Source organism: Streptomyces sp. (assembly GCF_031181555.1).
GTDB classification, from domain to species: Bacteria; Actinomycetota; Actinomycetes; order Streptomycetales; family Streptomycetaceae; genus Streptomyces; species Streptomyces fimbriatus.
Window position 1 is genome coordinate 21349 of the sequence record NZ_JAPSKQ010000039.1, and the last position, 21818, is coordinate 43166.

At 72.5% G+C, this 21818-nt stretch carries 21 protein-coding genes and 1 pseudogene; 15 read left to right on the forward strand and 7 right to left on the reverse strand.

The window, feature by feature from the left end:
• Window position 1: 1 nt before the first annotated feature.
• The 4 genes from RIM90_RS11335 to RIM90_RS11350 all read right to left on the reverse strand — a co-directional run bounded on the left by RIM90_RS11335 (window position 2) and on the right by RIM90_RS11350 (window position 3588).
• Window positions 2–787: an FMN-binding protein gene (locus RIM90_RS11335; protein ID WP_309060502.1), complete on the reverse strand. Its 786-nt coding sequence runs from the start codon at window positions 785–787 to the stop codon at window positions 2–4.
• A gap of 39 nt (window positions 788–826) precedes the next feature.
• Window positions 827–2209 carry a ferredoxin reductase family protein gene (locus RIM90_RS11340; RefSeq protein WP_309060503.1) on the reverse strand — a complete coding sequence of 461 codons (1383 nt, stop codon included), beginning with the start codon at window positions 2207–2209 and terminating at the stop codon, window positions 827–829.
• An 86-nt stretch (window positions 2210–2295) separates the two neighbouring features.
• Complete coding sequence (locus RIM90_RS11345; protein WP_309060504.1) at window positions 2296–2997, reverse strand: L,D-transpeptidase family protein; 702 nt, start codon at window positions 2995–2997, stop codon at window positions 2296–2298.
• 3 nt (window positions 2998–3000) lie between these two features.
• Window positions 3001–3588: a pyridoxamine 5'-phosphate oxidase family protein gene (locus tag RIM90_RS11350; RefSeq protein ID WP_309060505.1), complete on the reverse strand. Its 588-nt coding sequence runs from the start codon at window positions 3586–3588 to the stop codon at window positions 3001–3003.
• A gap of 332 nt (window positions 3589–3920) precedes the next feature.
• On the opposite strand from RIM90_RS11350, the gene RIM90_RS11355 reads away from it, so the two are divergent.
• From RIM90_RS11355 to RIM90_RS11375, 5 genes are all read left to right on the forward strand, one after another.
• Window positions 3921–5114: an argininosuccinate synthase gene (locus RIM90_RS11355; protein ID WP_309060506.1), complete on the forward strand. Its 1194-nt coding sequence runs from the start codon at window positions 3921–3923 to the stop codon at window positions 5112–5114.
• A 98-nt stretch (window positions 5115–5212) separates the two neighbouring features.
• Entirely contained in the window at window positions 5213–6640 is a 1428-nt protein-coding gene (argH, locus tag RIM90_RS11360) for an argininosuccinate lyase (RefSeq protein ID WP_309060507.1), read from the forward strand.
• 76 nt (window positions 6641–6716) lie between these two features.
• Window positions 6717–7688 carry an aldo/keto reductase gene (locus RIM90_RS11365; RefSeq protein WP_309060508.1) on the forward strand — a complete coding sequence of 324 codons (972 nt, stop codon included), beginning with the start codon at window positions 6717–6719 and terminating at the stop codon, window positions 7686–7688.
• Window positions 7689–7777: 89 nt separating this feature from the next.
• Entirely contained in the window at window positions 7778–8347 is a 570-nt protein-coding gene (locus RIM90_RS11370) for a TetR/AcrR family transcriptional regulator (protein WP_309060509.1), read from the forward strand.
• Complete coding sequence (locus RIM90_RS11375; RefSeq protein ID WP_309060510.1) at window positions 8344–9876, forward strand: MFS transporter; 1533 nt, start codon at window positions 8344–8346, stop codon at window positions 9874–9876. The genes RIM90_RS11370 and RIM90_RS11375 overlap by 4 nt, the downstream gene beginning before the upstream one ends.
• A gap of 196 nt (window positions 9877–10072) precedes the next feature.
• Here the strand turns inward: RIM90_RS11375 and RIM90_RS11380 are convergent, their stop codons facing one another.
• Complete coding sequence (locus tag RIM90_RS11380; protein WP_184824447.1) at window positions 10073–10744, reverse strand: 1-acyl-sn-glycerol-3-phosphate acyltransferase; 672 nt, start codon at window positions 10742–10744, stop codon at window positions 10073–10075.
• A 427-nt stretch (window positions 10745–11171) separates the two neighbouring features.
• Between RIM90_RS11380 and RIM90_RS11385 the strand changes: the two genes are divergently transcribed.
• From RIM90_RS11385 to RIM90_RS11395, 3 genes are all read left to right on the forward strand, one after another.
• Window positions 11172–12341 carry a glycerophosphodiester phosphodiesterase gene (locus RIM90_RS11385; protein WP_309060511.1) on the forward strand — a complete coding sequence of 390 codons (1170 nt, stop codon included), beginning with the start codon at window positions 11172–11174 and terminating at the stop codon, window positions 12339–12341.
• Window positions 12342–12416: 75 nt separating this feature from the next.
• Window positions 12417–12944 carry a sigma-70 family RNA polymerase sigma factor gene (locus tag RIM90_RS11390; protein ID WP_375165428.1) on the forward strand — a complete coding sequence of 176 codons (528 nt, stop codon included), beginning with the start codon at window positions 12417–12419 and terminating at the stop codon, window positions 12942–12944.
• A 57-nt stretch (window positions 12945–13001) separates the two neighbouring features.
• Window positions 13002–13499: a GNAT family N-acetyltransferase gene (locus RIM90_RS11395; RefSeq protein WP_309060524.1), complete on the forward strand. Its 498-nt coding sequence runs from the start codon at window positions 13002–13004 to the stop codon at window positions 13497–13499.
• 8 nt (window positions 13500–13507) lie between these two features.
• On the opposite strand, the gene RIM90_RS11400 is transcribed toward RIM90_RS11395, so the two are convergent.
• Both RIM90_RS11400 and RIM90_RS11405 read right to left on the reverse strand, forming a co-directional pair.
• Window positions 13508–13936, reverse strand: a complete 429-nt coding sequence (locus RIM90_RS11400) for a hypothetical protein (protein ID WP_375165429.1) — start codon at window positions 13934–13936, stop codon at window positions 13508–13510.
• A gap of 1 nt (window position 13937) precedes the next feature.
• Window positions 13938–14297 (reverse strand): hypothetical protein, encoded by a 360-nt coding sequence (locus RIM90_RS11405; RefSeq protein WP_309060513.1) that lies wholly within the window; start codon window positions 14295–14297, stop codon window positions 13938–13940.
• A 192-nt stretch (window positions 14298–14489) separates the two neighbouring features.
• On the opposite strand from RIM90_RS11405, the gene RIM90_RS11410 reads away from it, so the two are divergent.
• The 7 genes and pseudogenes from RIM90_RS11410 to RIM90_RS11440 all read left to right on the forward strand — a co-directional run.
• Entirely contained in the window at window positions 14490–15140 is a 651-nt protein-coding gene (locus RIM90_RS11410) for an HAD family hydrolase (RefSeq protein ID WP_309060514.1), read from the forward strand.
• Window positions 15141–15551: 411 nt separating this feature from the next.
• On the forward strand, window positions 15552–16589 hold the full coding sequence (locus tag RIM90_RS11415) for an ATP-binding cassette domain-containing protein (protein ID WP_309060515.1): 1038 nt from the start codon (window positions 15552–15554) through the stop codon (window positions 16587–16589).
• On the forward strand, window positions 16586–17323 hold the full coding sequence (locus RIM90_RS11420; RefSeq protein WP_309060516.1) for a methionine ABC transporter permease: 738 nt from the start codon (window positions 16586–16588) through the stop codon (window positions 17321–17323). Before RIM90_RS11415 ends, RIM90_RS11420 begins: the two co-directional genes overlap by 4 nt.
• A gap of 64 nt (window positions 17324–17387) precedes the next feature.
• Complete coding sequence (locus tag RIM90_RS11425) at window positions 17388–18215, forward strand: MetQ/NlpA family ABC transporter substrate-binding protein (protein WP_309060517.1); 828 nt, start codon at window positions 17388–17390, stop codon at window positions 18213–18215.
• 168 nt (window positions 18216–18383) lie between these two features.
• Window positions 18384–19022: a GNAT family N-acetyltransferase gene (locus RIM90_RS11430; RefSeq protein WP_309060518.1), complete on the forward strand. Its 639-nt coding sequence runs from the start codon at window positions 18384–18386 to the stop codon at window positions 19020–19022.
• A gap of 137 nt (window positions 19023–19159) precedes the next feature.
• Window positions 19160–20371 carry a precorrin-6y C5,15-methyltransferase (decarboxylating) subunit CbiE gene (gene cbiE / locus RIM90_RS11435; protein ID WP_309060519.1) on the forward strand — a complete coding sequence of 404 codons (1212 nt, stop codon included), beginning with the start codon at window positions 19160–19162 and terminating at the stop codon, window positions 20369–20371.
• A gap of 368 nt (window positions 20372–20739) precedes the next feature.
• A pseudogene (locus tag RIM90_RS11440) lies at window positions 20740–21818 on the forward strand (5,6-dimethylbenzimidazole synthase); the annotation flags it as partial.

Genomic DNA, 21818 nt, shown 5'->3' on the forward strand with positions numbered 1-21818 from the left:
GTCAGCCACCGGCCCGGTCCAGCGCCGACTGGAGCGACTGCTTGTAGCCCGCGCTGGTGTAGGTGGCTCCGGAGACCGCGTCGATGTCGGCGCTCTGTGCCGCGACGGCCGCCTGGTTGAGCCTGGGAACGGCGTTGGAGGTGATCCGGTCGCTCTGTCCGCCCCCGGGCGCCTGCACCGCCTCGGCCTCGGTGATCTTCCCGCCGCTGACGGTGATCCGGACCTGGACCGGGCCGTACTGGGTCCGGGCCGCACTGCCGGTGACGGTCCGCGCCCGCGCGCTCCCGGCGCTCCCCGAATCCTGTCCGGAGCCGGCCGGACCCGACGATCCGGCTGATCCGGCCGCGCGCGCCTTGTCCAGCGCCGACTGGAGCGACTTCTTGTACCCGGAGCTGGTGTAGGTGGCTCCGGAGACCGCGTCGATGTCGGCGCTCTGTGCCGCGACGGCCGCCTGGTTGAGCCTGGGGACGGCGTTGGAGGTGATCCGGTCGCTCTGTCCGCCCCCGGGCGCCTGCACCGCCTCGGCCTTGGTGATCTTCCCGCCGCTCACCGTCAGGCGGACCTGCACCGCGCCGTACTGGGTCCGGGCCGCGTCACCGGTGACCGTGCCGTTCCCGATGGGCCGGGCGCCGCCCTGCGGGGACTGGGCCGCCGCGGGCGGCGCCGCGCCGCCGACGGCGGCCGAACCCGGGTCGGACGCCGGCTTCAGCGACAGCAGCAGCACGATCCCGGAGACGGTGGCGGCGGTGGCGAGCACGGCACGCCGGACGGGGTGACTCTTCCTCATCGCTTCTCAGGCTCCTGACGGGTGTGGATGTTCCGGCGGTCACATCTCGAACGACTCGTGGTGGATACGGCGCGCGGGGACCCCGGCGCCGCGCAGTGCGTCGTACACCGACTGCGCGAAGCCGGGCGGCCCGCACAGGAAGACGTCGTGGCGGTCGATGTCCGGGATCTTCCGCTGCAGGCTCTCCGCCGAGATGTCGGGGCGCTCCCCGCCGGGGCTGTTCACCGCGTACATCAGCCGGGCACCGCGCTCGTCGGCGATCCTGGCCAGTTCGCCCCACAGCGCCAGATCCTGCGTGCTGTTGGCGCGGTAGAGCAGGGTGATGTCGCCGGAGGCGCCGGGCAGCGTCTCGAACAGCGCGCGCATCGGCGTGATGCCCACGCCGCCCGCGACCAGCAGCACCTTGCCGCGGCTGCGGCGCTGCGCGGTCAGCGCACCGTACGGGCCCTCGGCCCACACGCGCGTGCCGGGCTCCAGTTCGCGCAGCCGGGAGCTGTGGTCGCCGATCGCCTTCACCGTGATCCGCAGCATGTCCGGGCGGGGCGCCGCCGACAGCGAGTACGGGTGGGAGCTGAACCGCATCCCGGGCGCCAGGAACCGCCAGCGGAAGAACTGCCCGGCCTCCGCGCCCATCCGGTGCAGCCTGCGCCCGCCGATCAGCACCGACACGATCCCCGGCGTCTCCTCGACGACCGCCTCGACCCGCATCCGGTGCCGCAGGTTCAGCCGGACCGGGGTGACGACCCGGTACCACAGGACCAGCGCGGTCACGGTGCCGTAGAGCCCGTACCAGAAGGTCTTCGCGGACGGTTCGACGGCGAACTCGTTGCCGGTGGTGATCTGGTGCCAGAACGTCAGGTACACGGCCGCGTAGGTCAGCAGGTGCACGTGGTACCAGCCGTCGTACGGCAGCCGGCGGCGGATCCCGCCGACGGAGAGGAGGGCGATGACGAACAGCAGGCCGGTGCCGATGGCGGCCTTGCCCATGTCCGGCAGCGTGTTGACGGAGGTGACGGTCTGCTGCACGATGCCGCCGAGGCTCTTGCCCGCCTGGAGGGCGTAGCCCCACATGATGAGGAAGACGTGGGCGATGACCAGGCAGACGGTGTAGCGGCCGCTCATCGCGTGCCAGCGCGCGACCCGGTCCGAGCCCACCCGGCGTTCCAGCGCGGGCACCCGTGCCATCTGCAGCACCACGAGGGCCATCAGGTAGCCGGCGAGCAGACCGGTGATCCGGCCCGCGGCGACGATCCTGCCCGTGGTGTCCGCGATGGCCGGCGTGCTGCTCCACCACAACCACAGCACGGCCACCGCGCCCGCCCCCACGGCGAGCAGCAGGGGAACGGCGGGGGAGCGGCGCGGACGGATGCGGCGCATCGTCTGGCGGCGGGCGGCACGGCCGCCGGCGAGCGTGGTGGTCACGGTTCCTCCGTGGGGACTCGGCCCTTGGCCCACAGATACGTGCCGTGACGCGGGAGTGTTCAGCGGGGACCGCGCCGCGTTCCGCCTCAGTACCGGGTGATCGCCGTGCGCCCGCCCCTCGTCCCGATCGCGATGTGCGGCCTGCGCGCGGGATCGGCCCAGCGCAGGATCGCGCGCATCGACTTCTCGGGTACGGACACGCATCCCGCCGTCGCCCCACGCCCGTCGGCGTGCAGGAAGATGCCGGCGCCCCGGCCGCGCACCGGACGGTGGTAGTTGAAGTCGACGACGAGGGCGTGGGCGTACTGCGCCCGGTAGGTGATCAGGTGCTCGGCCTCCGCGGCCCGGCAGTCGGCCGCCCGGGGCTCGGTCCAGCGGTTGTAGGAGCGCGAGTCGCCGTCCTGGCACCACCAGGAATCCCGGCGCACGGGGCGGTACTCGTACGCCGTCCCGCGCGGCGCCGCCTTGATGCCGAAGGCGTACGGCATGCCGTAGAGCCCGGTCGGTGTCGTGTCCGTGCCCTGCCGCCGTGCGGTGCCCTCGACGAGCCCCTTCGCCCCGAAGCGGGCCGGGGCCGTGCCGGCCGCCACCCAGCGCCCGTCCTTCCGGTCCCACCAGGTGACCGTGCCGGAGGTGGAAGCGGTTCCCGGGGCGACGGCCGTGATCAGCTGGGTGCCGCGCCCGGTGTCCGCCATCCGGTCCGGCAGCGGCGCGGACGGCCGCCCGGAGCCGAGCGCGAACAAGGACAGGGAGACGAGGACGGCGGCGGGGACGGCACCTGGGCGCATGACTCAGACCGTAGACGGGGGCAGCGGCAACGGCAGCCCGGGCAGTCCGTCCAGGCTGGTCGCGACGTGCTCCTTCCTGGTGAAGTACTCGTTCAGGGAGGTGTCGTCCTCCCGGGCGAACCGCTTGCCGTGCAGGTCCCGGTCCGCCTCGTAGGCCATGAAGGGGACCGCGTACCCGCAGGTGTCCCGGATCAGTTCGGCCGTCACGACGATGACGGCGCGCAGGCCGTGCGGGGTGTGGTCGATGCCGGGGAAGCGGGTGAGCAGCTCGGCGAAGCGCGGGTCGTCCCGGAAGACGGGCTCTCCGCGGCCGTGGACGCGCACGATGTTCGGCGGGCCCTGGAAGGCACACCACATCAGGGTGATGCGGCCGTTCTCCCGCAGATGGGCGATGGTCTCGGCGTTGGAGCCGGCGAAGTCGAGGTAGGCCACGGTGCGGTCGTCGAGGACCGCGAAGGAGCCCTTGAGCCCCTTGGGCGAGAGGTTGACCGTGCCGTCGGCGGACAGGGGGGCGGTGGCGGTGAAGAAGACGGGCTGTTCCTCGATGAACGTGCGGAGGCGGCCGTCTATGCGCTCATAGGTCTTTCCCATGTCTAACGATTATGGGCGCAGACCTTTCGCACGTCTAAGGAATTGCGGGAATCGCGGGACGCGCCGGGGGTTCCGTGGCCGCCCCGGCCGGCGCGTACACGGGGCGGCCACGGCGCCTGCCACCTCACCCGGTGAGGGTGCGGGCGGTCAGGGGGTCCGGGCCGGAGGGGGCGCTCGGCGACAGATACGGCAGGACGGTTCTCCGTGCTCGATCACCCGCCGGCTCCGCTCGGATACGGCCGAAACGCGCCCTTTGGCGGAGGCGGATTGACGAATCATGCGGACTCCTGCATACTCATGCATGTCAGCGAATGCACTGTGAGGAGAAACCCGTGACCGAGCGCGTCGTACTCGCCTACTCAGGCGGTCTGGACACCTCCGTCGCCATCGGCTGGATCGCCGAGGAGACGGGCGCCGAGGTCATCGCCGTTGCGGTCGACGTCGGCCAGGGCGGCGAGGACCTGGACGTCATCCGCAAGCGCGCGCTCGCCTGCGGTGCCGTCGAGGCCGAGGTCGCGGACGCCAAGGACGAGTTCGCCGAGGAGTACTGCCTCCCGGCGATCAAGGCCAACGCCCTCTACATGGACCGCTACCCGCTGGTCTCCGCGCTGTCCCGGCCGACGATCGTCAAGCACCTCGTCGCCGCCGCGCAGAAGCACGGCGCCACCACCGTCGCCCACGGCTGCACCGGCAAGGGCAACGACCAGGTCCGCTTCGAGGCCGGCATCGTCGCCCTCGCCCCCGACCTCAAGTGCATCGCCCCGGTCCGCGACTACGCCATGACCCGCGACAAGGCCATCGCCTTCTGCGAGGAGAAGGGCCTGCCGATCGCGACCACCAAGAAGTCCCCGTACTCCATCGACCAGAACGTCTTCGGCCGCGCCATCGAGACCGGGTTCCTCGAGGACATCTGGAACGCCCCGATCGAGGACATCTACGAGTACACCCAGAACCCGGCCGCAGCCCGCGAGGCCGACGAGGTGATCATCTCCTTCAAGGAGGGCGTCCCGGTCGCCGTCGACGGCAAGCCCGTCACCGTCCTGCAGGCCATCCAGCAGCTCAACGAGCGGGCCGGCGCCCAGGGCGTCGGCCGGATCGACATGGTCGAGGACCGGCTCGTCGGCATCAAGTCCCGCGAGGTCTACGAGGCCCCCGGCGCGATCGCCCTGATCACCGCCCACCAGGAGCTGGAGAACGTCACCGTCGAGCGCGAACTCGCCCGCTACAAGCGGCAGGTCGAGCAGCGCTGGAGCGAACTGGTCTACGACGGCCTGTGGTTCTCCCCGCTCAAGCGCGCCCTGGACGGCTTCGTCGACGAGGCCAGCCGGCACGTCACCGGTGACATCCGGATGACCCTGCACGGCGGCCGCGCGGTCGTCACCGGCCGGCGCTCCGAGTCGTCCCTGTACGACTTCAACCTCGCCACCTACGACACCGGCGACACCTTCGACCAGGCCGCCGCCAAGGGCTTCATCGACATCTACAGCCTGTCGTCGAAGATCGCGGCCAAGCGCGACCTCGCGTAACCGGCCGGCGAACCCTCACACGCACCAGCCCGACAGCCGCCTCCTCACTCGACCGTGGGGAGGCGGCGGCACATCGACAGCCTTGAGGAGCAACGCAAGTGAGCAGCAACAGCGGTGACGTACGGCTCTGGGGCGGCCGTTTCGCCGACGGCCCCGCCGATGCCCTGGCGAAACTGTCCGCGTCCGTCCACTTCGACTGGCGGCTCGCGCCCTACGACATCGCCGGTTCCCGCGCCCACGCGCGCGTGCTGCACCGGGCGGGGCTGCTCACCGAGGACGAGCTCACGCGCATGATCGAGGGTCTCGACCGGCTGGAGGCGGACGTCGCCGACGGCTCGTTCACCGGCACCGTCGCCGACGAGGACGTGCACACCGCCCTGGAACGCGGCCTCCTGGAGCGCCTCGGCCCCGACCTCGGCGGCAAGCTGCGCGCCGGCCGGTCGCGCAACGACCAGGTGGCGACCCTGTTCCGGATGTACCTGCGCGACCACGCCCGCACCATCGGCGGCCTGATCGCCGACCTCCAGGACGCGCTGATCGGCCTCGCCGAGGCCCACCCGGACGTGGCCATGCCCGGCCGCACCCACCTCCAGCACGCCCAGCCGGTGCTCTTCGCCCACCACGTCCTGGCCCACGTCCAGGCGCTGTCCCGGGACGCCGAGCGGCTGCGCCAGTGGGACGAGCGCACCGCCGTGTCGCCGTACGGCTCGGGCGCGCTGGCCGGATCCTCCCTCGGCCTCGACCCGGAGGCGGTGGCCCGCGACCTCGGCTTCGAGCACGGCAGCGCCGCCAACTCCATCGACGGCACGGCCTCCCGGGACTTCGCCGCCGAGTTCGCCTTCATCACCGCGATGATCGGCGTGAACCTCTCCCGGATCGCCGAGGAGGTCATCATCTGGAACACGAAGGAGTTCTCCTTCGTGACCCTCCACGACGCGTTCTCCACCGGCTCGTCGATCATGCCGCAGAAGAAGAACCCGGACATCGCCGAGCTGGCGCGCGGCAAGTCCGGCCGCCTGATCGGCAACCTCACCGGCCTGATGGCGACCCTCAAGGCGCTGCCCCTGGCGTACAACCGCGACCTCCAGGAGGACAAGGAGCCGGTCTTCGACTCCGTCGACCAGCTGGAGATCCTGCTGCCGGCCTTCACCGGCATGATGGCCACCCTCACCGTGCACCGCGAGCGCATGGAGGAACTGGCCCCGGCCGGTTTCTCGCTCGCCACCGACATCGCCGAGTGGCTGGTCAGGCAGGGCGTGCCGTTCCGCGTCGCGCACGAGGTCGCCGGTGAGTGCGTCAAGACCGCCGAGGCCGAGGGCAAGGAGCTGGACGAGCTCACCGACGAGCAGTTCGCGAAGATCTCCGCCCACCTCACCCCCGAGGTGCGCACCGTCCTCGACGTCCCCGGCGCCCTCGCCTCCCGCAGCGGCCGGGGCGGCACCGCACCGGCCGCGGTCGCCGTGCAGCTCGCCGAGGTCAAGGCGGACGTGGCGGCCCAGCACGCCTGGGCGAACGCCAAGAAGTAACCCGTCGGGTGCCGCACGGGCATCGCGGGTTACGTTGGTCCGGCAGCCGCAAGGAGCCGACCGAACGGAGCCCGCGATGCCCTTCGCCAGACTGGCCTCGGCCACCACCCCCACGTGCCACATCGGCCTGGGACTCGCCGCCGTCGGCCGGCCCGGCTACATCAACCTGGGCCGTGACGAGGACCTCGGCGCCGACCGCGGCGTCGACGCCCTGCGCGCCCGCACCCACGAACTCCTGGACGCCGCCTACGCCCAGGGCGTGCGCTACGTCGACGCCGCCCGCTCCTACGGCCGCTCCGAGGAGTTCCTCGCCGAGTGGCTCGAGAACCGGCCCGACGCCGACGACGTCGTCATAGGCAGCAAGTGGGGCTACACCTACACCGCCGACTGGTCCACCGACGCCGAGCGGCACGAGGTCAAGGACCACTCCCTCGCCGCGTACGAGCGGCAGCGCGCCGAGTCCGAGGCGGTGCTCGGGGACCGGCTCGACCTCTACCAGATCCACTCGGTGACCCCGGACAGCCCCGCCCTCACCGACCGGGACCTGCACGCCCGCCTCGCCGAGGCCGCCGCCCGGGGCCTCACCGTCGGCTTCTCCACCAGCGGCCCGGCCCAGGCCGACGCCATCCGCGCCGCCCTCGCCGTCACGGTCGGCGGGGAGCCCCTGTTCCGTACCGTCCAGTCCACGTACAACGTGCTGGAGACCTCCGCCGGGCCCGCGCTCGCCGAGGCGCACGACGCCGGACTGACGGTGATCGTCAAGGAGGGCATGGCCAACGGCCGGCTGGCCGCCCCGAACGCCCCGGAGGCGCTGCGGGCCGTCGCCGACGAGACCGGCCTGGGCTGTGACGCCGTCGCCCTCGCGGTCGTCCTCCGCCGGCCCTGGGCCGGTGTCGTCCTCTCCGGCGCGGCGACCGTCCCCCAGCTCGCCTCCAATCTGCACGCCGCCGCCGTCGACCTCACCGACGACCACCTCTCCCGCCTCGCCGCCCTGGCCGAGGAGCCGCAGGCCTACTGGGAGCGGCGCGGTCGGCTCCCCTGGCACTGAGCACCCCCGGCAGGCCTCCGCACGGCACACACTGAGACGCGCATGCCCAGCATGAGACATTCTTGTCTCATGTGGAGTACGGTTGTCTCATGGCTGTCGATCGTGACCACGTGCTGCGCAGTGCCGCCGCCCTGCTGACCCGTAAATCCACCGCGACCATGGACGAGGTCGCCAAGGCGGCCGGGATCAGCCGTGCCACGCTCCACCGGCAGTTCGCCGGGCGGGACGCGCTGGTCCGGGCCCTGGAGGCGCTCGGCATCGCGGAGTGCGAGGCCGCTCTGGAGGCGGCCCGGCCCGAGGAGGGCCCGGCCGGTGACGCCGTGCGCCGGCTGGTGGCCGGGATCGAGCCGCACGCCCCTCTGCTCGCCTTCCTCTACAGCGAGAACCAGCTGTTCGAGGGCGAGGAGCGGAACGAGGGCTGGACCAGGATCGACGACCGGGTCGCCGCCCTGTTCCGGCGCGGCCAGGCGAGCGGGGAGTTCCGGATCGACCTCACCCCGGCGTGGCTCACCGAGGCGCTCTACGGACTGCTCGCCTCCGCCGCCTGGGCGGTGGCCGAGGGCAGCGTCGCCCCCAAGGACTTCACCCACATGGTCGTCGAGCTGCTGCTCGGCGGCGCACGACGCCCGGACACCGCACCGCAGAGGAAGGAACCATGAGCAGCACCCTGAAGACCGCGGACCCCGCCGAGGCGGTGAAGGGGCCGGGCCGGTGGCTCGCGCTCGGTGTCCTCGTGCTCGCCGTGCTGCTGGTGGCCGTCGACGCGACCGTCCTCGGCCTCGCCACCCCGTACATCAGCGAGGACCTGAAGCCCACCGGCAGCCAGCTGCTGTGGATCGGCGACATCTACTCGTTCGTGATCGCCGGCCTGCTCGTCTCCATGGGCAGCCTCGGCGACCGCATCGGCCGCAAACGGATCCTGCTCTACGGCGCCACCGCGTTCGGCGCGCTCTCCGTGCTGAACGCCTACGCGACGACACCCGAACTGATGATCCTCGCGCGGGCCCTGCTCGGTGTCGCCGGCGCCACCCTGATGCCGGCCACCCTCGCCCTGATCCGCAACCTCTTCCACGACCCGCGCGAACGCAGCCTCGCCGTCGGCATCTGGGGCGCGACCGCCTCCGCGGGCACCGCCATCGGGCCGATCCTCGGCGGCTTCCTGCTCGAACACTTCTGGTGGGGCTCGGTCTTCCTGATCAACCTGCCCGTGATGGCCGTCCTGGTGGCCGTCGGTGTCAAGCTGCTCCCCGAGTCCCGCACCCCGCACCCGGGACCCTGGGACCTGACCAGCGTCGTCCTGTCGCTGGCCGGCATGGTCGGCGTCGTGTACGCGGTGAAGGAGGCGGCGACGCACGGCCCGGGCCCGGCCGCCCTGGCCGCCGGACTGCTGGGCGCGGGCGCCCTGTACGGGTTCATACGCCGTCAGCTCACCCTCCCGGCCCCGCTGCTGGACATGCGGCTGTTCCGCCACCGCGGCTTCAGCGGAGCCGTCCTGGCCGACCTGCTGACCATCCTCGGACTGTCCGGGCTGGTGTTCTTCCTCTCGCAGTACCTGCAACTCGTCCAGGGCAGGCGCCCGTTCGAGGCGGGTCTGGCCGAACTGCCCGCCGCCATCGGTGCGGTGGCGGCGGGACTGGCAGCGGGCCGTGCCGCCCGGCGCTTCTCGGTGCGGTCGGTCGTCGCCGGGGGGCTCGCCGCCGTCGGTCTCGCGCTGGCCGCGCTGACGGTGCTCGACCGGTCCACCGGCTACCCCCTGCTCGGGGCGGCGCTGCTGGTGGTCGGTCTGGGCGCCGGCTTCTCCTTCACGGTGACCGCCGACGTGATCCTCTCCAGCGTGCCCAGGGAACAGGCGGGCGCCGCCTCCGCCGTCTCCGAGACGGCGTACGAACTCGGCGCGGCCCTCGGCATCGCCGTGCTCGGCTCCATCGTGACCGGCGTCTACCGCGGCTTCACCGGCCCCGCGGGCACCCCCGCCGAGGCGCACGAGTCGCTGGGCGGGGCCGTCGAGGCGGCCTCGCACCTGCCCGCCCACACCGCCGGGGCGATGCTGGACGCGGCCCGGCAGTCCTTCGTCGACGGCCTCACCCTGGCGGCGGGCGTGGGCGCGGCAGTGCTCCTCGCGGCGGCGGTCGCGGCGTGGTTCCTGCTGCGGGGGCAGCGCCTGGAGGACACGGCGGAGCACCCGTGAGCCACGGGCTCCGACGGGGCGCGGGCACGGGCACCGGTCGGCGGCCGTGCCCGACGAGCCCCGGGCACCGGTCGCCGAAGGGCCCGGCCCTCGCGGCCGGCCCGCCGCTCCCTCCGCCACGCGCACCGCACCCCGCACACGGCGACGGCGGGCCCTCGAAGGGCCCGCCGTCGGAAAACCGCTCTCCGCAGGAGGTCTACGCGGCCTTCGCCTTGCTCGCGTACATGTCCACGTACTCCTGCCCGGACAGCCGCATCACCTCGGCCATCACCGAGTCGGTGACCGCGCGCAGGACGTAGCGGTCGCGGTCCATGCCGTCGTAGCGGGAGAACTCCATCGCCTCACCGAAGCGGACCGTGACCCGGCCCGGCCGGGGCAGGCCCGCGCCGCCCGGCTGGAGCTTGTCGGTGCCGATCATCGCGAACGGCACGACGGGCGCGCCGGTCATCAGGGTGAGCCGGGCGATACCGGTGCGGCCCCGGTAGAGGCGGCCGTCGGGGGAGCGGGTGCCCTCCGGGTAGATGCCGAAGACCTTGCCCTCCTCCAGCACCCGGCGCCCGGTCATCAGCGCCGCCACGCCGCCCCGGCCGCCGTCGCGGTCGACCGGGATCATGCCGACACCGGTGAAGAACCAGGCCATCAGCCGGCCCTTGAGCCCCTTGCCGGTGACGTACTCGTCCTTGCCGATGAAGAAGACCTGACGGTCGCAGACGATCGGCAGGACGATCGAGTCGATGAACGTCAGGTGGTTGCCGGCCAGGATGACCGGACCGTCGCCCGGGATGTGCTCCGCGCCCTCCACCCGTGGGCGGAACATCAGGCGCATGATCGGGCCGAGCACTGCCTTGATGAGCGCGAAGCGGGACAACGGGCCCTCCGGTGGGAAGCGGACGTCGATGAATGCCGTATGAGTCTGTGCAGGTGAGGACATTACTCGCGGTCCGGGGGCGCGTGCACATCGGGCACGCGGGGCTGACCGAGGTCTTGCGCCCCCTTGACAGCGGGTTCACCTGCCGGGGCCGGTCCCCCGGCGGCCCGAACCCCCGCCGTCACGCGGTGACGGAGCTCACCCGCACCCGCACAACCGGACGAGTGCCCCGGACCGCCCGTCCGAATCGGACGAGACGTCAGATCCCCGGTGGAATACGGCATCCGTACGACGGACGTACGAGACGGGGCCGAGGGACGTACGACATTCAACATCACCCGTGTGTTCGGCCCGGGGTCTCCCGCCCGTCACGCACGCGCACCTACGATCGGCCCGCACTGAACGAGCCGACGGCAGGAGGGCGCTCATGGGAACGCGGGAGTCGAACGAGCAGGCGGGCGGAACCGGACGGCGGGCCCTCCTCGGCGCGGCGGTGCTCGGCGCGTCCGGAACGATCCTGGGGCCGATCGGCACGGCGAGAGCCGCCGACGCCCGGCACGGCGGCGGCCGGGGGCTGAAGGGCCTGCCCGTCCCGACCGTCATCGGCCACCGCGGGGCCAGCGGTTACCGGCCCGAGCACACCCTCGCCGCCTACCAGCTCGCCCTCGACATGGGCGCGGACATCGTCGAGGCCGGCGACCTCGTGCCCACCAGGGACGGCCACATCGTCTGCCGGCACGAGCCGGAGATCGGCGGCACCACGGACGTCGCCGACCACCCCGAGTTCGCCGACCGCAGGACCACCAAGACCCTGGACGGCGTCGCCGTCACCGGCTGGTTCACCGAGGACTTCACCCTCGCCGAACTGAAGCGGCTGCGTGCGATCGAGCGCATCCCGGCCAACCGCCCGCACAACACCCTCTACAACGGCCGCTGGGAGATCCCCACCTTCGAGGAGGTGCTGCGCTGGCAGGACGAGCAGACCCGCAAGCGCGGCAAGCAGGTCTGGATCTACCCCGAGACCAAGCACCCCACCTACTTCCGCGGGCTGGGCCTCGGCCTGGAGGAGCGGGTCGCGAAGCTGCTGCGCCGGTACGGAAAGGACCGCCGGAACTCCCCGGTCATCCTGCAGTCCTTCGAGCCGACCAGCATCCAGCGGTTCAGCAGGCTCGTCGACAACCCGCTCGTGGTGCTCCTGTCCGGCGCGAACAGCCGCCCCTGGGACTTCGTCGAGTCGGGCGACCCGCGCACCGTCGCCGACCTCATCACCCCCAAGGGCCTGAAGGAGATCGCCTCCTACGCCCAGGGCATCGGCCCCACCCTCGATCTCGTCATCCCGCGCGACGGCAGCGGCCGGCTCACCGAGCCCACCACCCTGGTGCGCGACGCCCACCGGGCGGGCCTGATCCTGCACCCCTACACGCTGCGCAACGAGAACCCGTTCCTGCCCGCCGACTTCCGCAAGGGCACCGACCCCGACGCCTACGGCGACGTCTTCGGCGCCTACCGGGCGTACTTCGCCACCGGCATCGACGGCGTGTTCACCGACCACCCCGACACCGGCCTGCTGGCCCGTGAGGAATTCGTCAACAACTGAGGCGTCCTGCCCCGGTCGGGGTGAGTTCCGGCCGCTCCGTGCAACTCCGCCCGGGGCGGCCGAGTCGTTGTGCGTATGACACACGAGCCGGTCATGACGCACGACCCGGTCGCCCTCGACCTGGTCGCCTCCCTCCGTCCGCTGCTCACCGCGGAGGCCTTCGCCGAGGCGCTCGGCTCCGGGACCGAACCGGGCGACCTGGAACAGGCGGTCTGGCTCCGCCTCCTCGAACGCCTCGACGCCCAGGACCCGCCGCGCGATCCCCGGGGTTGGCTCCGCCGGGCCGTCCGCACGGAGGCCCGCCGCACCCGCCGCACCGCCCGCCGTGAAACGCCGTTGAGCCGCGAACCCGCCGACGACGGCGGCCACGACCCCGAACGCCTCGCGCTCGCCGCCGCCCGCCGCCGCGACCTGCGGGACGCCGTGCGGCGGCTGCCCGGTCGCTGCCCCCGGCTGATGGAGGCGCTGCTGTCCCCGCACGACCCGACATACCGGGAAATCGCAGGGGAGTTGGGTATCTCACAGGGCAGTCTCGGCCCGGAACGTTCCAGATGCCTGGGATGTCTGCGTCGTTTGCTCACACCGGAGGTTGCGGCCCGCTGAGGACGGGGATAGGAGTGAGGGACGACAGGTGATCAGGTGAGCGGGAGGCATGCGCACATGGGCATGAGCGTGACCATCTCTGCGGCGGCCGAGCAGGACGCGGAGCAGATCTTCAGGTTGCAGTACCTGTGCTTCCAGAGCGAGGCGGCGCTCTACGGCAACTACCGCATCGACCCGCTCGTCCAGACCCTCGACTCGGTCCGCGAGGAGGTCGCCGCCGACTGCGTCTTCGTCGCCCGCCTCGGCGACGAGGTCGTCGGCTCGGTGCACGGCAGGATCACCGAGGACGGCGCCGCCGCCATCGGCAAGCTCTGCGTCCACCCCCGCCTCCAGGGACACGGCATCGGCGCGCGTCTCCTCCGGGCGGCGGAGACGGCCCTCGCCGGCGAGCGCGGCGCCCGGACGTTCCGGCTGCACGCCGGACACCGCAGCGAGAGCAACCTGCGGCTCTACAGCAAGGTCGGCTACCAGCGGGTGGGGACGTCCCAGGGCGCGGACGGCGTGCCGGTGATCGTCCTGGAGAAGAAGGCGGAGGCGTACGCGACGACGGCCTGACGGCCCGATCAGGACGCCGGGCGCTCCGCGCGTGCCCTGCGCAGCCAGTACACGGCCGTCAGGGGCAGCAGCACGGGGATGAAGAGGTACCCCATCCCGTAGTCCGACCACACGGTCGCGTCGGGGAAGGCGGACGGCTCCACCAGGGTCCAGGTGCCGACCGTCAGCACGCCCACCAGCTCGGCGGCGCAGCACACCAGCGCCGCCCTGCGGGCCGTCTCGCCGCCGCGGACCAGGGTGTACGTGATGAAGCCGTAGACCACGCCGGCCGCCGCCGACAGCGTGTAGGCGAGCGGCGCGCGGTCGAACTCGGTGGCGATCTGGTACGCGGAGCGCGACACGGCGCCGACGACCATCACCCCGTACAGCCACACCAGCAGCAGCCCGGGCCCGCCGATCAGCCGCGTCCGGTCCGGCTTCTCCCGCGTCCCGGCCACCTCAGCCTCCCCAGATGTCATAGAGCCGCACCTCGAGCACCGCCAGTACGACACCGCTCGCGGCGACCGTCACCGACCCCCAGCGGGTGCGCTCGGCCAGCGACATGAACCCGGCCGCCGGGACACACGCGAACGAGCCGAGCAGATACGCCACGAAGATCGTCGTCCCCTGCGCCGGCTCCTCGCCGCGGGCCAGCTGCACGATCCCGACGACCAGCTGGACCAGCGCCAGCAGCGTGACCACGGCCATTCCGATGAAGTGCCAGTCCTTCGTCGGCTGATCACGGTAGGCGGCCCAGCCGCACCAGGCGGCGAGCAGCAACGCGGCGACGCCGGTCGCCGGCGTCAGGACATCAAGCATGGCAGCGACCTTATTACGCCGGGAAAACCGCGAGCCCTCCGGTACCGGTCCGGCGGCCTCCGCCCTCCGCCGGATCCGCGCACGCCCGCCCCGGGAGCCGGCCGGGGCGTGGACGGCGGGCCCGGGGCGGTCTCGACCGGGCGGGCCGGACCGCCGGCCGGACAGGGCCGGGCGGCGCCGTAGGGTCGGGGCATGACGATCCACGCGCAAGCCCTCCTGTTCGACAACGACGGAACCCTCGTGTCCTCCCTCGAATCCGTGCGCCGCTGCTGGACGCGGTGGGCCGGGGAGTACGGGATCACGGCCGAGGAGTTCGGCCGGATCGAGCTGCACGGGCGGACGGCCGCCGAGATAGCCGCCGACCTGCTGCCCGCCCACGTCGTCCCGCAGGCCGTCGCGCGGATCGAGGACCTGGAGGTCGAGGACGTACCGGGCGGCGGTGTGCAACTGCTGCCGGGCACCGAGGACTTCCTCGGCGCCCTGCCGGCCGAGCGCTGGGCCGTCGTCACCTCCGCCACCCGGCGGCTGGCCGAGGCCCGTCTGGGCGCCGTCGGCATCCTGCCGAAGACCCTCGTCGCGGCCGACGACGTCACCCGGGGCAAGCCCGACCCCGAGCCCTACCTGCTCGCCGCCCGCACCCTCGGCGTCGACCCGGAGCACTGCGTCGTCTTCGAGGACGCCCCCGCCGGGCTCCGGGCCGGCCGCGCCGCCGGTATGACCACCGTGGCCTTGGCCACAACCCACCGGGCCCACGAACTCACCGCCGACCTCGTCGTCGAGGACCTGTCCGCCCTGTCCGTACTGGTCACGGACGTGGGGATGGAGATCTCCGTACGTCCCTGACGTGCGCACACCGGTGTCCACGACTGTCCACTATGCGGACGGTCGTGTCCGGTCAGGACCGGACGTCTGCTTTACTTGCCGCATGACCACGACGAGCGACCGCATCCCTGCGACCGAGGCGACCACGACGCCCGGTGCTCGTTGTATGTGTCCGCGCCGAATGCGTGCCTTCTAGAGGGCCCCTGCACCATCCGAGCCTCGCGCCCCGAAGCGAGAGCCCGCTCATGTCCGCCCGCACGCCCCGCATGCGCGACTGAGCCACGCCCCCCCCACGCGCACGATTCCCGCGCGGTGCGGTTCCGCTTGCCGCGCCCACGGAGAGCCGTGCCGTGCCCGGCTGCTTTCGACCCTGAATGCCTCGTGCCCGGCGCCCGACGACGCGCCGCGCACTCGACAGTGACGGAATCCCACGTGATCACCACCACGGGCCTCACCAAGGTCTACCGCTCACGCGGCCGCGAGGTCACCGCCCTGGACGGCGTCGACCTGCACGTCCGCGAAGGCGAGGTCTACGGCGTCATCGGCCAGTCCGGTGCCGGCAAGTCCTCGCTGATCCGCTGCGTCAACCTGCTGGAACGTCCCACCTCGGGCACCGTGACCGTGGCCGGCCAGGACCTCACCGCCCTCGCCGGCCGCGGCCCGCGGGCCGGCCGGGAACTGCGGCAGGCACGCAGCCGTATCGGCATGGTCTTCCAGCACTTCAACCTCCTGTCGACCCGCACCGTGCAGGACAACGTCGAGCTGCCGCTCGAAATCCTCGGCACGTCCGGGAAGGAACGTTCCCGCAAGGCGCTGGAGCTGCTCGACCTGGTCGGCCTCGCCGACAAGGCCAAGGCCTACCCGGCCCAGCTCTCCGGCGGCCAGAAGCAGCGCGTCGGCATCGCCCGCGCCCTGGCCGGCGACCCCAAGGTGCTGCTCTCCGACGAGGCCACCAGCGCCCTGGACCCGGAGACCACCCGCTCGATCCTGGCGCTGCTGCGCGACCTCAACCGGCAGCTCGGCCTCACCGTCCTGCTCATCACCCACGAGATGGACGTCGTGAAGTCGATCTGCGACTCGGCCGCCCTCATGGAGAGGGGCCGCATCGTCGAGTCCGGCACGGTCACCGAACTGCTCGCCACCCCCGGCTCCGAACTGGCCTCCGCGCTGTTCCCCGTCGGCGGCGAGGCCTCCGGCGACGACCGCACCGTCCTCGACGTCACCTTCCACGGCGACAGCGCGACCCAGCCGGTCATCTCCCAGCTGTCGCGCACCTACAACATCGACATATCGATCCTCGGTGCCGCCATCGACACCGTCGGCGGCCTCCAGGTCGGCCGGATGCGGATCGAGCTGCCCGGCCGCTACGAGGACAACGTCGTACCGATCGGCTTCCTGCGCGAACAGGGCCTGCAGATCGACCTCGTGGGCCGGGAAGCGCCCGTGCTGGTGAAGGAGGGGGCCAAGTGACCTGGTCCGAAATGCAGCCACTGCTCGAACAGGCGTGTACCGAGACGCTGATCATGGTCGGCTGGTCCACCCTGATCGCCGTCGTCGGCGGCCTCCCGCTCGGCGTCCTGCTCGTCCTCACCGACAAGGGAGGCCTGCTGCAGAACACCGTGGTGAACAAGGTCATCGGCCAGGTCGTGAACGTCGGCCGCTCGATGCCGTTCATCATCCTCATGGTCGCCCTGATGAACTTCACCCGCTGGGTCACCGGGACGACCATCGGCAGCGAGGCCGCGATCGTGCCGCTCGCCATCGGCGGCATCCCGTTCTTCGCCCGCCTCGTGGAGACGGCCGTGCGCGAGGTGGACCACGGGCTCGTCGAGGCCGTGCAGGCGATGGGCGGCAACACCTGGACGATCGTCCGCAAGGTCCTCGTCCCCGAGGCGCTGCCCTCACTGATCGCCAGCACCACCACCACGGTCATCGCCCTCATCGGCTACTCGGCCATGGCCGGCACCGTCGGCGGCGGCGGACTCGGCGACCTCGCCGTCCGCTACGGCTACCAGCGCTTCGAGACCGGGCTGATGTGGATCACCGTCGCGATCCTCGCCGTGGTCATCTCCCTCATCCAGTTCGCCGGCGACTACGCCGCCCGCGCCCTGCACAGCCGCGGTGGCCGCTCGGGCCCCTCGCCCAGGCTCCGGCTCCTGAAGGCCAAGGAGCCCGCCGCGGCCGACGTGAGCAAGGTCGCGTAACTCCCCTCAAGACTCCCCGTAATACCCGAGACGGGGTCGCACCACCCAAGGAAAGGCACTTTTCGTGCGTAACACCGCCAAGATCACCACCGCCGTCCTCGCCGCCGGAGCCCTCACCCTCGGCCTCACCGCCTGCGGCTCGGACCAGGACGCCGCCTCCGACACCTCCGGCCCGCTGGTCGTCGCCGCGAGCCCCGTCCCGCACGCCGAGATCCTGACCTTCGTCAAGGACAACCTGGCCGAGAAGGCCGGCCTCGACCTCGAGGTCAAGGAGTTCACCGACTACGTCACCCCGAACACGGCGACGGAGGACGGCTCGGTCGGCGCCAACTACTTCCAGACCCAGCCGTACCTCGACGACTTCAACAAGAAGAACGGCACCCACATCGTGTCCGTCGTCGACGTCCACCTGGAGCCGCTCGGCCTGTACTCGCACAAGGTGAAGAAGGCCGACGAGCTGAAGAGCGGTGCGACCGTCGCCGTCCCCAACGACACCGTCAACGAGGGCCGCGCCCTGCAGCTGCTCGCCGCCAACGGCCTGATCACCCTCAAGGACGGCGTCGGCACCGCCGCGACCCCCGCCGACATCACCAAGAACCCGAAGAACCTCAAGTTCAAGGAGCTGGAGGCGGCCCAGACGCCGCGCTCCCTGGACGACGTCGACGCCGCGGTCGTCAACGGCAACTACGCCATCGAGGCCGACCTCAAGCCCGCGAAGGACGCCCTCGTCCTGGAGTCCGCCGAGGGCAACCCGAACAGCAACCTCCTCGCCGTCAAGGAGGGCAACGAGGACGACCCGCGCGTGAAGAAGCTCACCGAGCTCCTCACCTCCCCCGAGGTGAAGAAGTTCATCGAGGACAAGTACGCCGGTTCCGTCGTCGCCTCCTTCTGACCGACGCGGCCCGCACGACACCCACGGGGTCCTCTCCGGTACGCGATGGGGGTACCCCCACGCCGTTCAGGCAGTGGGGGAGGACCCCGTGGTGCGGTTCAGTGCTTTCATGCTGCATGCTGGGCAGTTCAGCAGCACCCGACGGTCTCTCAGGTTACGGAGCGGCGCATGACGAGCACCTTCCCCAACATCTCCATCAGCACGGAGCGGTTGGTGCTGCGTCCCCTCGACACGGACGACGTGCCCGCCCTGGCCGAGATGATGAACGACGAACAGGTCGCCGCCTGGACCGACACCCCCCAGCCCTTCACCGAGCAGGCCGCCCGCACCTGGATCACCGAGCACGCCCCCGCCGAACGCACGGCCGGACGGGGACTCGACCTCGCCGTCACCGAGTTCCTCACCCAGCGTCTGGTCGGCATCGTCCGGCTCACCAAGACCGACTGGCACGTCCGGTCCACCGAACTGTCGTACATCATCGCCCCCTGGGCGCGCGGCGAGGGCTACGCCTCCGAGGCCGCGCTCGCCACCGCCCAGTGGCTCTTCGGCGACCAGAAGCTCGAACGCGTCGAGCTGCGCACCGCCGCCGACAACACCGCCTCGCAGCAGGTCGCCCAGAAGATCGGCTGCATCAACGAGGGCGTGCTGCGCAACGCCTGCATAGCCCACGTCCGTACCGAGGACGGCGGCTGGACCGACGTGCGCACCGACTTCATCGTGTGGAGCCTGCTGCCCGAGGACCTCGAGGGCGCGGACGGGCAGCCGGCCGACACGGCCGGGTTCACCGCCTACACCGACTGGAACTGACCCTTCCGGGGACCTGTGGCCCACGGCCGGTGGTACCGGCGGAGCGGTCCACCGCCCGCACCAGGTACTCTCACCGAACCCGCCCCCGTGCGGAAAAGCCGACGACGACCTGCGAAGACCCCAGGAGACTGACGACGATGGCCGACCGGGTCACGGTGATCGGCTGGGACGGTTCGCCGCTGACCGCCGCGGCACGCGCCGCGCTGGGCGCCGCCACACTGGTGGCCGGAGCGGCCCACCACCTGACGCTCCCCGAGGTGCCCGCCGGAGCCGAGCGCATCCGGCTCGGGTCCGTCGCCCTCGCCGCCCGCCGCATCGCCGCCCACCGCGGCACCGCGGTCGTCCTCGCCGACGGCGACCCGGGGTTCTTCGGCGTCGTGCGGACCCTGCGGGCACCCGAGTTCGGCCTGGAGGTCGAGGTCGTCCCCGCCGTCTCCTCCGTCGCCGCCGCCTTCGCCCGCGCCGGAATGCCCTGGGACGACGCCCACGTGGTCGTCGCACACCCGCGCACCCTGCGACGCGCGGTGAACGTATGCCGGTCCCACGCCAAGGTGGCGGTGCTCACCTCACCCGGCGCCGGTCCCGCAGAGCTCGGCCTGCTGATGGAGGGGGTCCACCGCACCTTCGTCATCTGCGAGGAACTCGGCACCGAGCGCGAGCGGGTCACCGTCGTCACCTCCGACAAGGCCGCCGACCACACCTGGCGCGACCCCAACGTCGTCATCGTCATCGGCGGCCCGGTCGGCGTCGGCGAGCCCACCGGCTGGATCGCCGGACGCGATCCCTCCGTCGGTCCGCGCGGCTGGTCCCTGCCCGCCGAGGCGTACGACGGCGAACTCGGCGAGGGCGAGCGGGAGCCCCTGCGCGTCTCCCAACTCGCCCGGCTCGGGCCGCGCCTGGGCGACCTCGTCTGGGACATCGGCTGCGGCAGCGGCGCCTTCGCCACCGAGGCCGCCCGCGCCGGGGCCGCCGTCATCGCCGTCGACAGCGATCCGGGGGCCTGCGCCCGCACCGAGTCCGCCGCCCGCCGTCACGGCGTCCCGCTCCAGGTCGTCCACGGCATCGCCCCGCAGGCTCTGGAGAACCTCCCCGAGCCGGACGTCGTCCGGGTCGGCGGCGGGGGAGCGGCCGTGGTCTCCGCGGTCGCCGACCGCCGCCCGCAGCGCATCGTCACGCACGCCGGCACCCGCGACGCGGCCGAACTCATCGGCCGGGACCTCGCGGAGCACGGCTACCGGGTCGAGTGCGCCCTGCTGCAGTCCGTCGAACTCGACACCCGGGCCTGGACGGAGAAGGAGCGGAGCGTCGCGTTCCTGCTCAGTGGGGTGCTGCCCGCGCGCAGCGGCTGATCCGGTTGCCGTCCCCGTGATCGGGTTGTCGTACCGCGCGCGGTAGGCTGGCCGATTGTTGTACCGCACTCGGGCCCCCGGCGCTTCGTCGGTCAATGTCCGGAAAACGCGTCCGTTTTGGGGCGGGTCGTGGTACGGCAGAACCGGAGGACGCGCAACGTGGCGCAGTCCACAGCGGAACCGTCGCCGATCAAGCTGACGCGACGGCCGTACGGCCGCGACAATGCCAGTGAATGGCTTTGTCGCCTTTTCGGGCGGGCCGTTCGTGCCGCTGGGGACGCGCGCTCGTTCTTCAGTGTGGGGCGGTCGGTGCGCCGTTCCGGGTGAGCTGGTCGTAGGGAGCACTAACCGATGGGCGAGGGGTACGCATGACCGACACCGGCCAGGTCCCGGGCGAGGGACTGCCGGAGAACGCAGGCATGGTGGAACAGCCGGGCGTTCCCGCGCCCGACCCGTACGCCTACCTCTCCGGCAGTCCCGCCGAGGACGAAGACCTGCTGCTGCCCGGCGCCCAGGGCGCCTGGGGCAACGAGGTCGCCCCGCCCGCTCCGGAGCCGGTCGTCGAGACCGTGCACGAGCCGGGCCCGCACGAGATGTCCGGCCGCGACAGCGGCTCGGTCGACCTCGGCGGCGTCCGCCTGCCCGACCCCGGACAGGGGCAGACGCCGGCGCCCGGGTTCGCGGTCCCGCACGAGCAGTCGGCGCCGGCCGCGCCGCGCCGCCCGCTGCACCTCGGGCCGCCCGTTCCCAACGTCTCCGCCGGCCCGGTCCGCTCCCTCGCCGACCGCGGTCCCGCCCACGTGCCGGTCCGCCAGTCCGGGCCGCCGACCCTCGGCCCCGAATACCTCGACGTCCCGCGCACCCAGGAGGCGGCGGCCCCGCAGGCGGCGGCTCCCTGGGGCGCGCAGGCCACGGCGGGCGCGGGGGCGGCCCCCGCGGAAACGGTTGCTCCACCGGCGGAGCCGGTGGACGCGGCCCAGGCGGTCGTCGCCCGCGTCGCCACCGAGGCGGGCGCCGGACGGGCGCAGGCCTCTCCCGCGGAGGCGGGACAGGACGCGGAGGGCGCTCCCCTCGCGGACGCCGGGCACGAGACGGCCGCTGCCGCTGCCGCCGCCGTCGACGGGGACGCCGGGCAGGGCACCGCGGACGTTCCCGCGGCGGGAACCGCTGCGAGCGGGCAGGCCGCAGCCACCGGTGCCGCCGTCGCGCAGGACGGGGAGGTGCCCGCTTCGGCCCCGGGCGCGGAACACGAGCCCGCCCCCGTCGCCGAGCCCGCGCCCGAGACCGGGCATGCCCCCGCCCCCGTCGCCGAGCCCGCGCCCGAGACCGGGCATGCCCCCGCCTCCGTCGTCGAGCCCGGACCGGTGTCCGAGCCCGCGCCGTCTCCCGAGGCCGCCGCCGAACCGGACCAGGTCCCGGCGCCCGCTGCGGCTCCGGCTGCCGGGAC

Bases quoted from the DNA above. Each gene is read 5' to 3' on its own strand.
- RIM90_RS11335 (WP_309060502.1), bottom strand. From the start codon at position 787: ATGAGGAAGAGTCACCCCGTCCGGCGTGCCGTGCTCGCCACCGCCGCC.
- RIM90_RS11345 (WP_309060504.1), bottom strand. From the start codon at position 2,997: ATGCGCCCAGGTGCCGTCCCCGCCGCCGTCCTCGTCTCCCTGTCCTTG.
- RIM90_RS11350 (WP_309060505.1), bottom strand. From the start codon at position 3,588: ATGGGAAAGACCTATGAGCGCATAGACGGCCGCCTCCGCACGTTCATC.
- RIM90_RS11365 (WP_309060508.1), top strand. From the start codon at position 6,717: ATGCCCTTCGCCAGACTGGCCTCGGCCACCACCCCCACGTGCCACATC.
- RIM90_RS11370 (WP_309060509.1), top strand. From the start codon at position 7,778: ATGGCTGTCGATCGTGACCACGTGCTGCGCAGTGCCGCCGCCCTGCTG.
- RIM90_RS11375 (WP_309060510.1), top strand. From the start codon at position 8,344: ATGAGCAGCACCCTGAAGACCGCGGACCCCGCCGAGGCGGTGAAGGGG.
- RIM90_RS11385 (WP_309060511.1), top strand. From the start codon at position 11,172: ATGGGAACGCGGGAGTCGAACGAGCAGGCGGGCGGAACCGGACGGCGG.
- RIM90_RS11390 (WP_375165428.1), top strand. From the start codon at position 12,417: ATGACACACGAGCCGGTCATGACGCACGACCCGGTCGCCCTCGACCTG.
- RIM90_RS11395 (WP_309060524.1), top strand. From the start codon at position 13,002: ATGGGCATGAGCGTGACCATCTCTGCGGCGGCCGAGCAGGACGCGGAG.
- RIM90_RS11405 (WP_309060513.1), bottom strand. From the start codon at position 14,297: ATGCTTGATGTCCTGACGCCGGCGACCGGCGTCGCCGCGTTGCTGCTC.
- RIM90_RS11410 (WP_309060514.1), top strand. From the start codon at position 14,490: ATGACGATCCACGCGCAAGCCCTCCTGTTCGACAACGACGGAACCCTC.
- RIM90_RS11430 (WP_309060518.1), top strand. From the start codon at position 18,384: ATGACGAGCACCTTCCCCAACATCTCCATCAGCACGGAGCGGTTGGTG.
- cbiE (WP_309060519.1), top strand. From the start codon at position 19,160: ATGGCCGACCGGGTCACGGTGATCGGCTGGGACGGTTCGCCGCTGACC.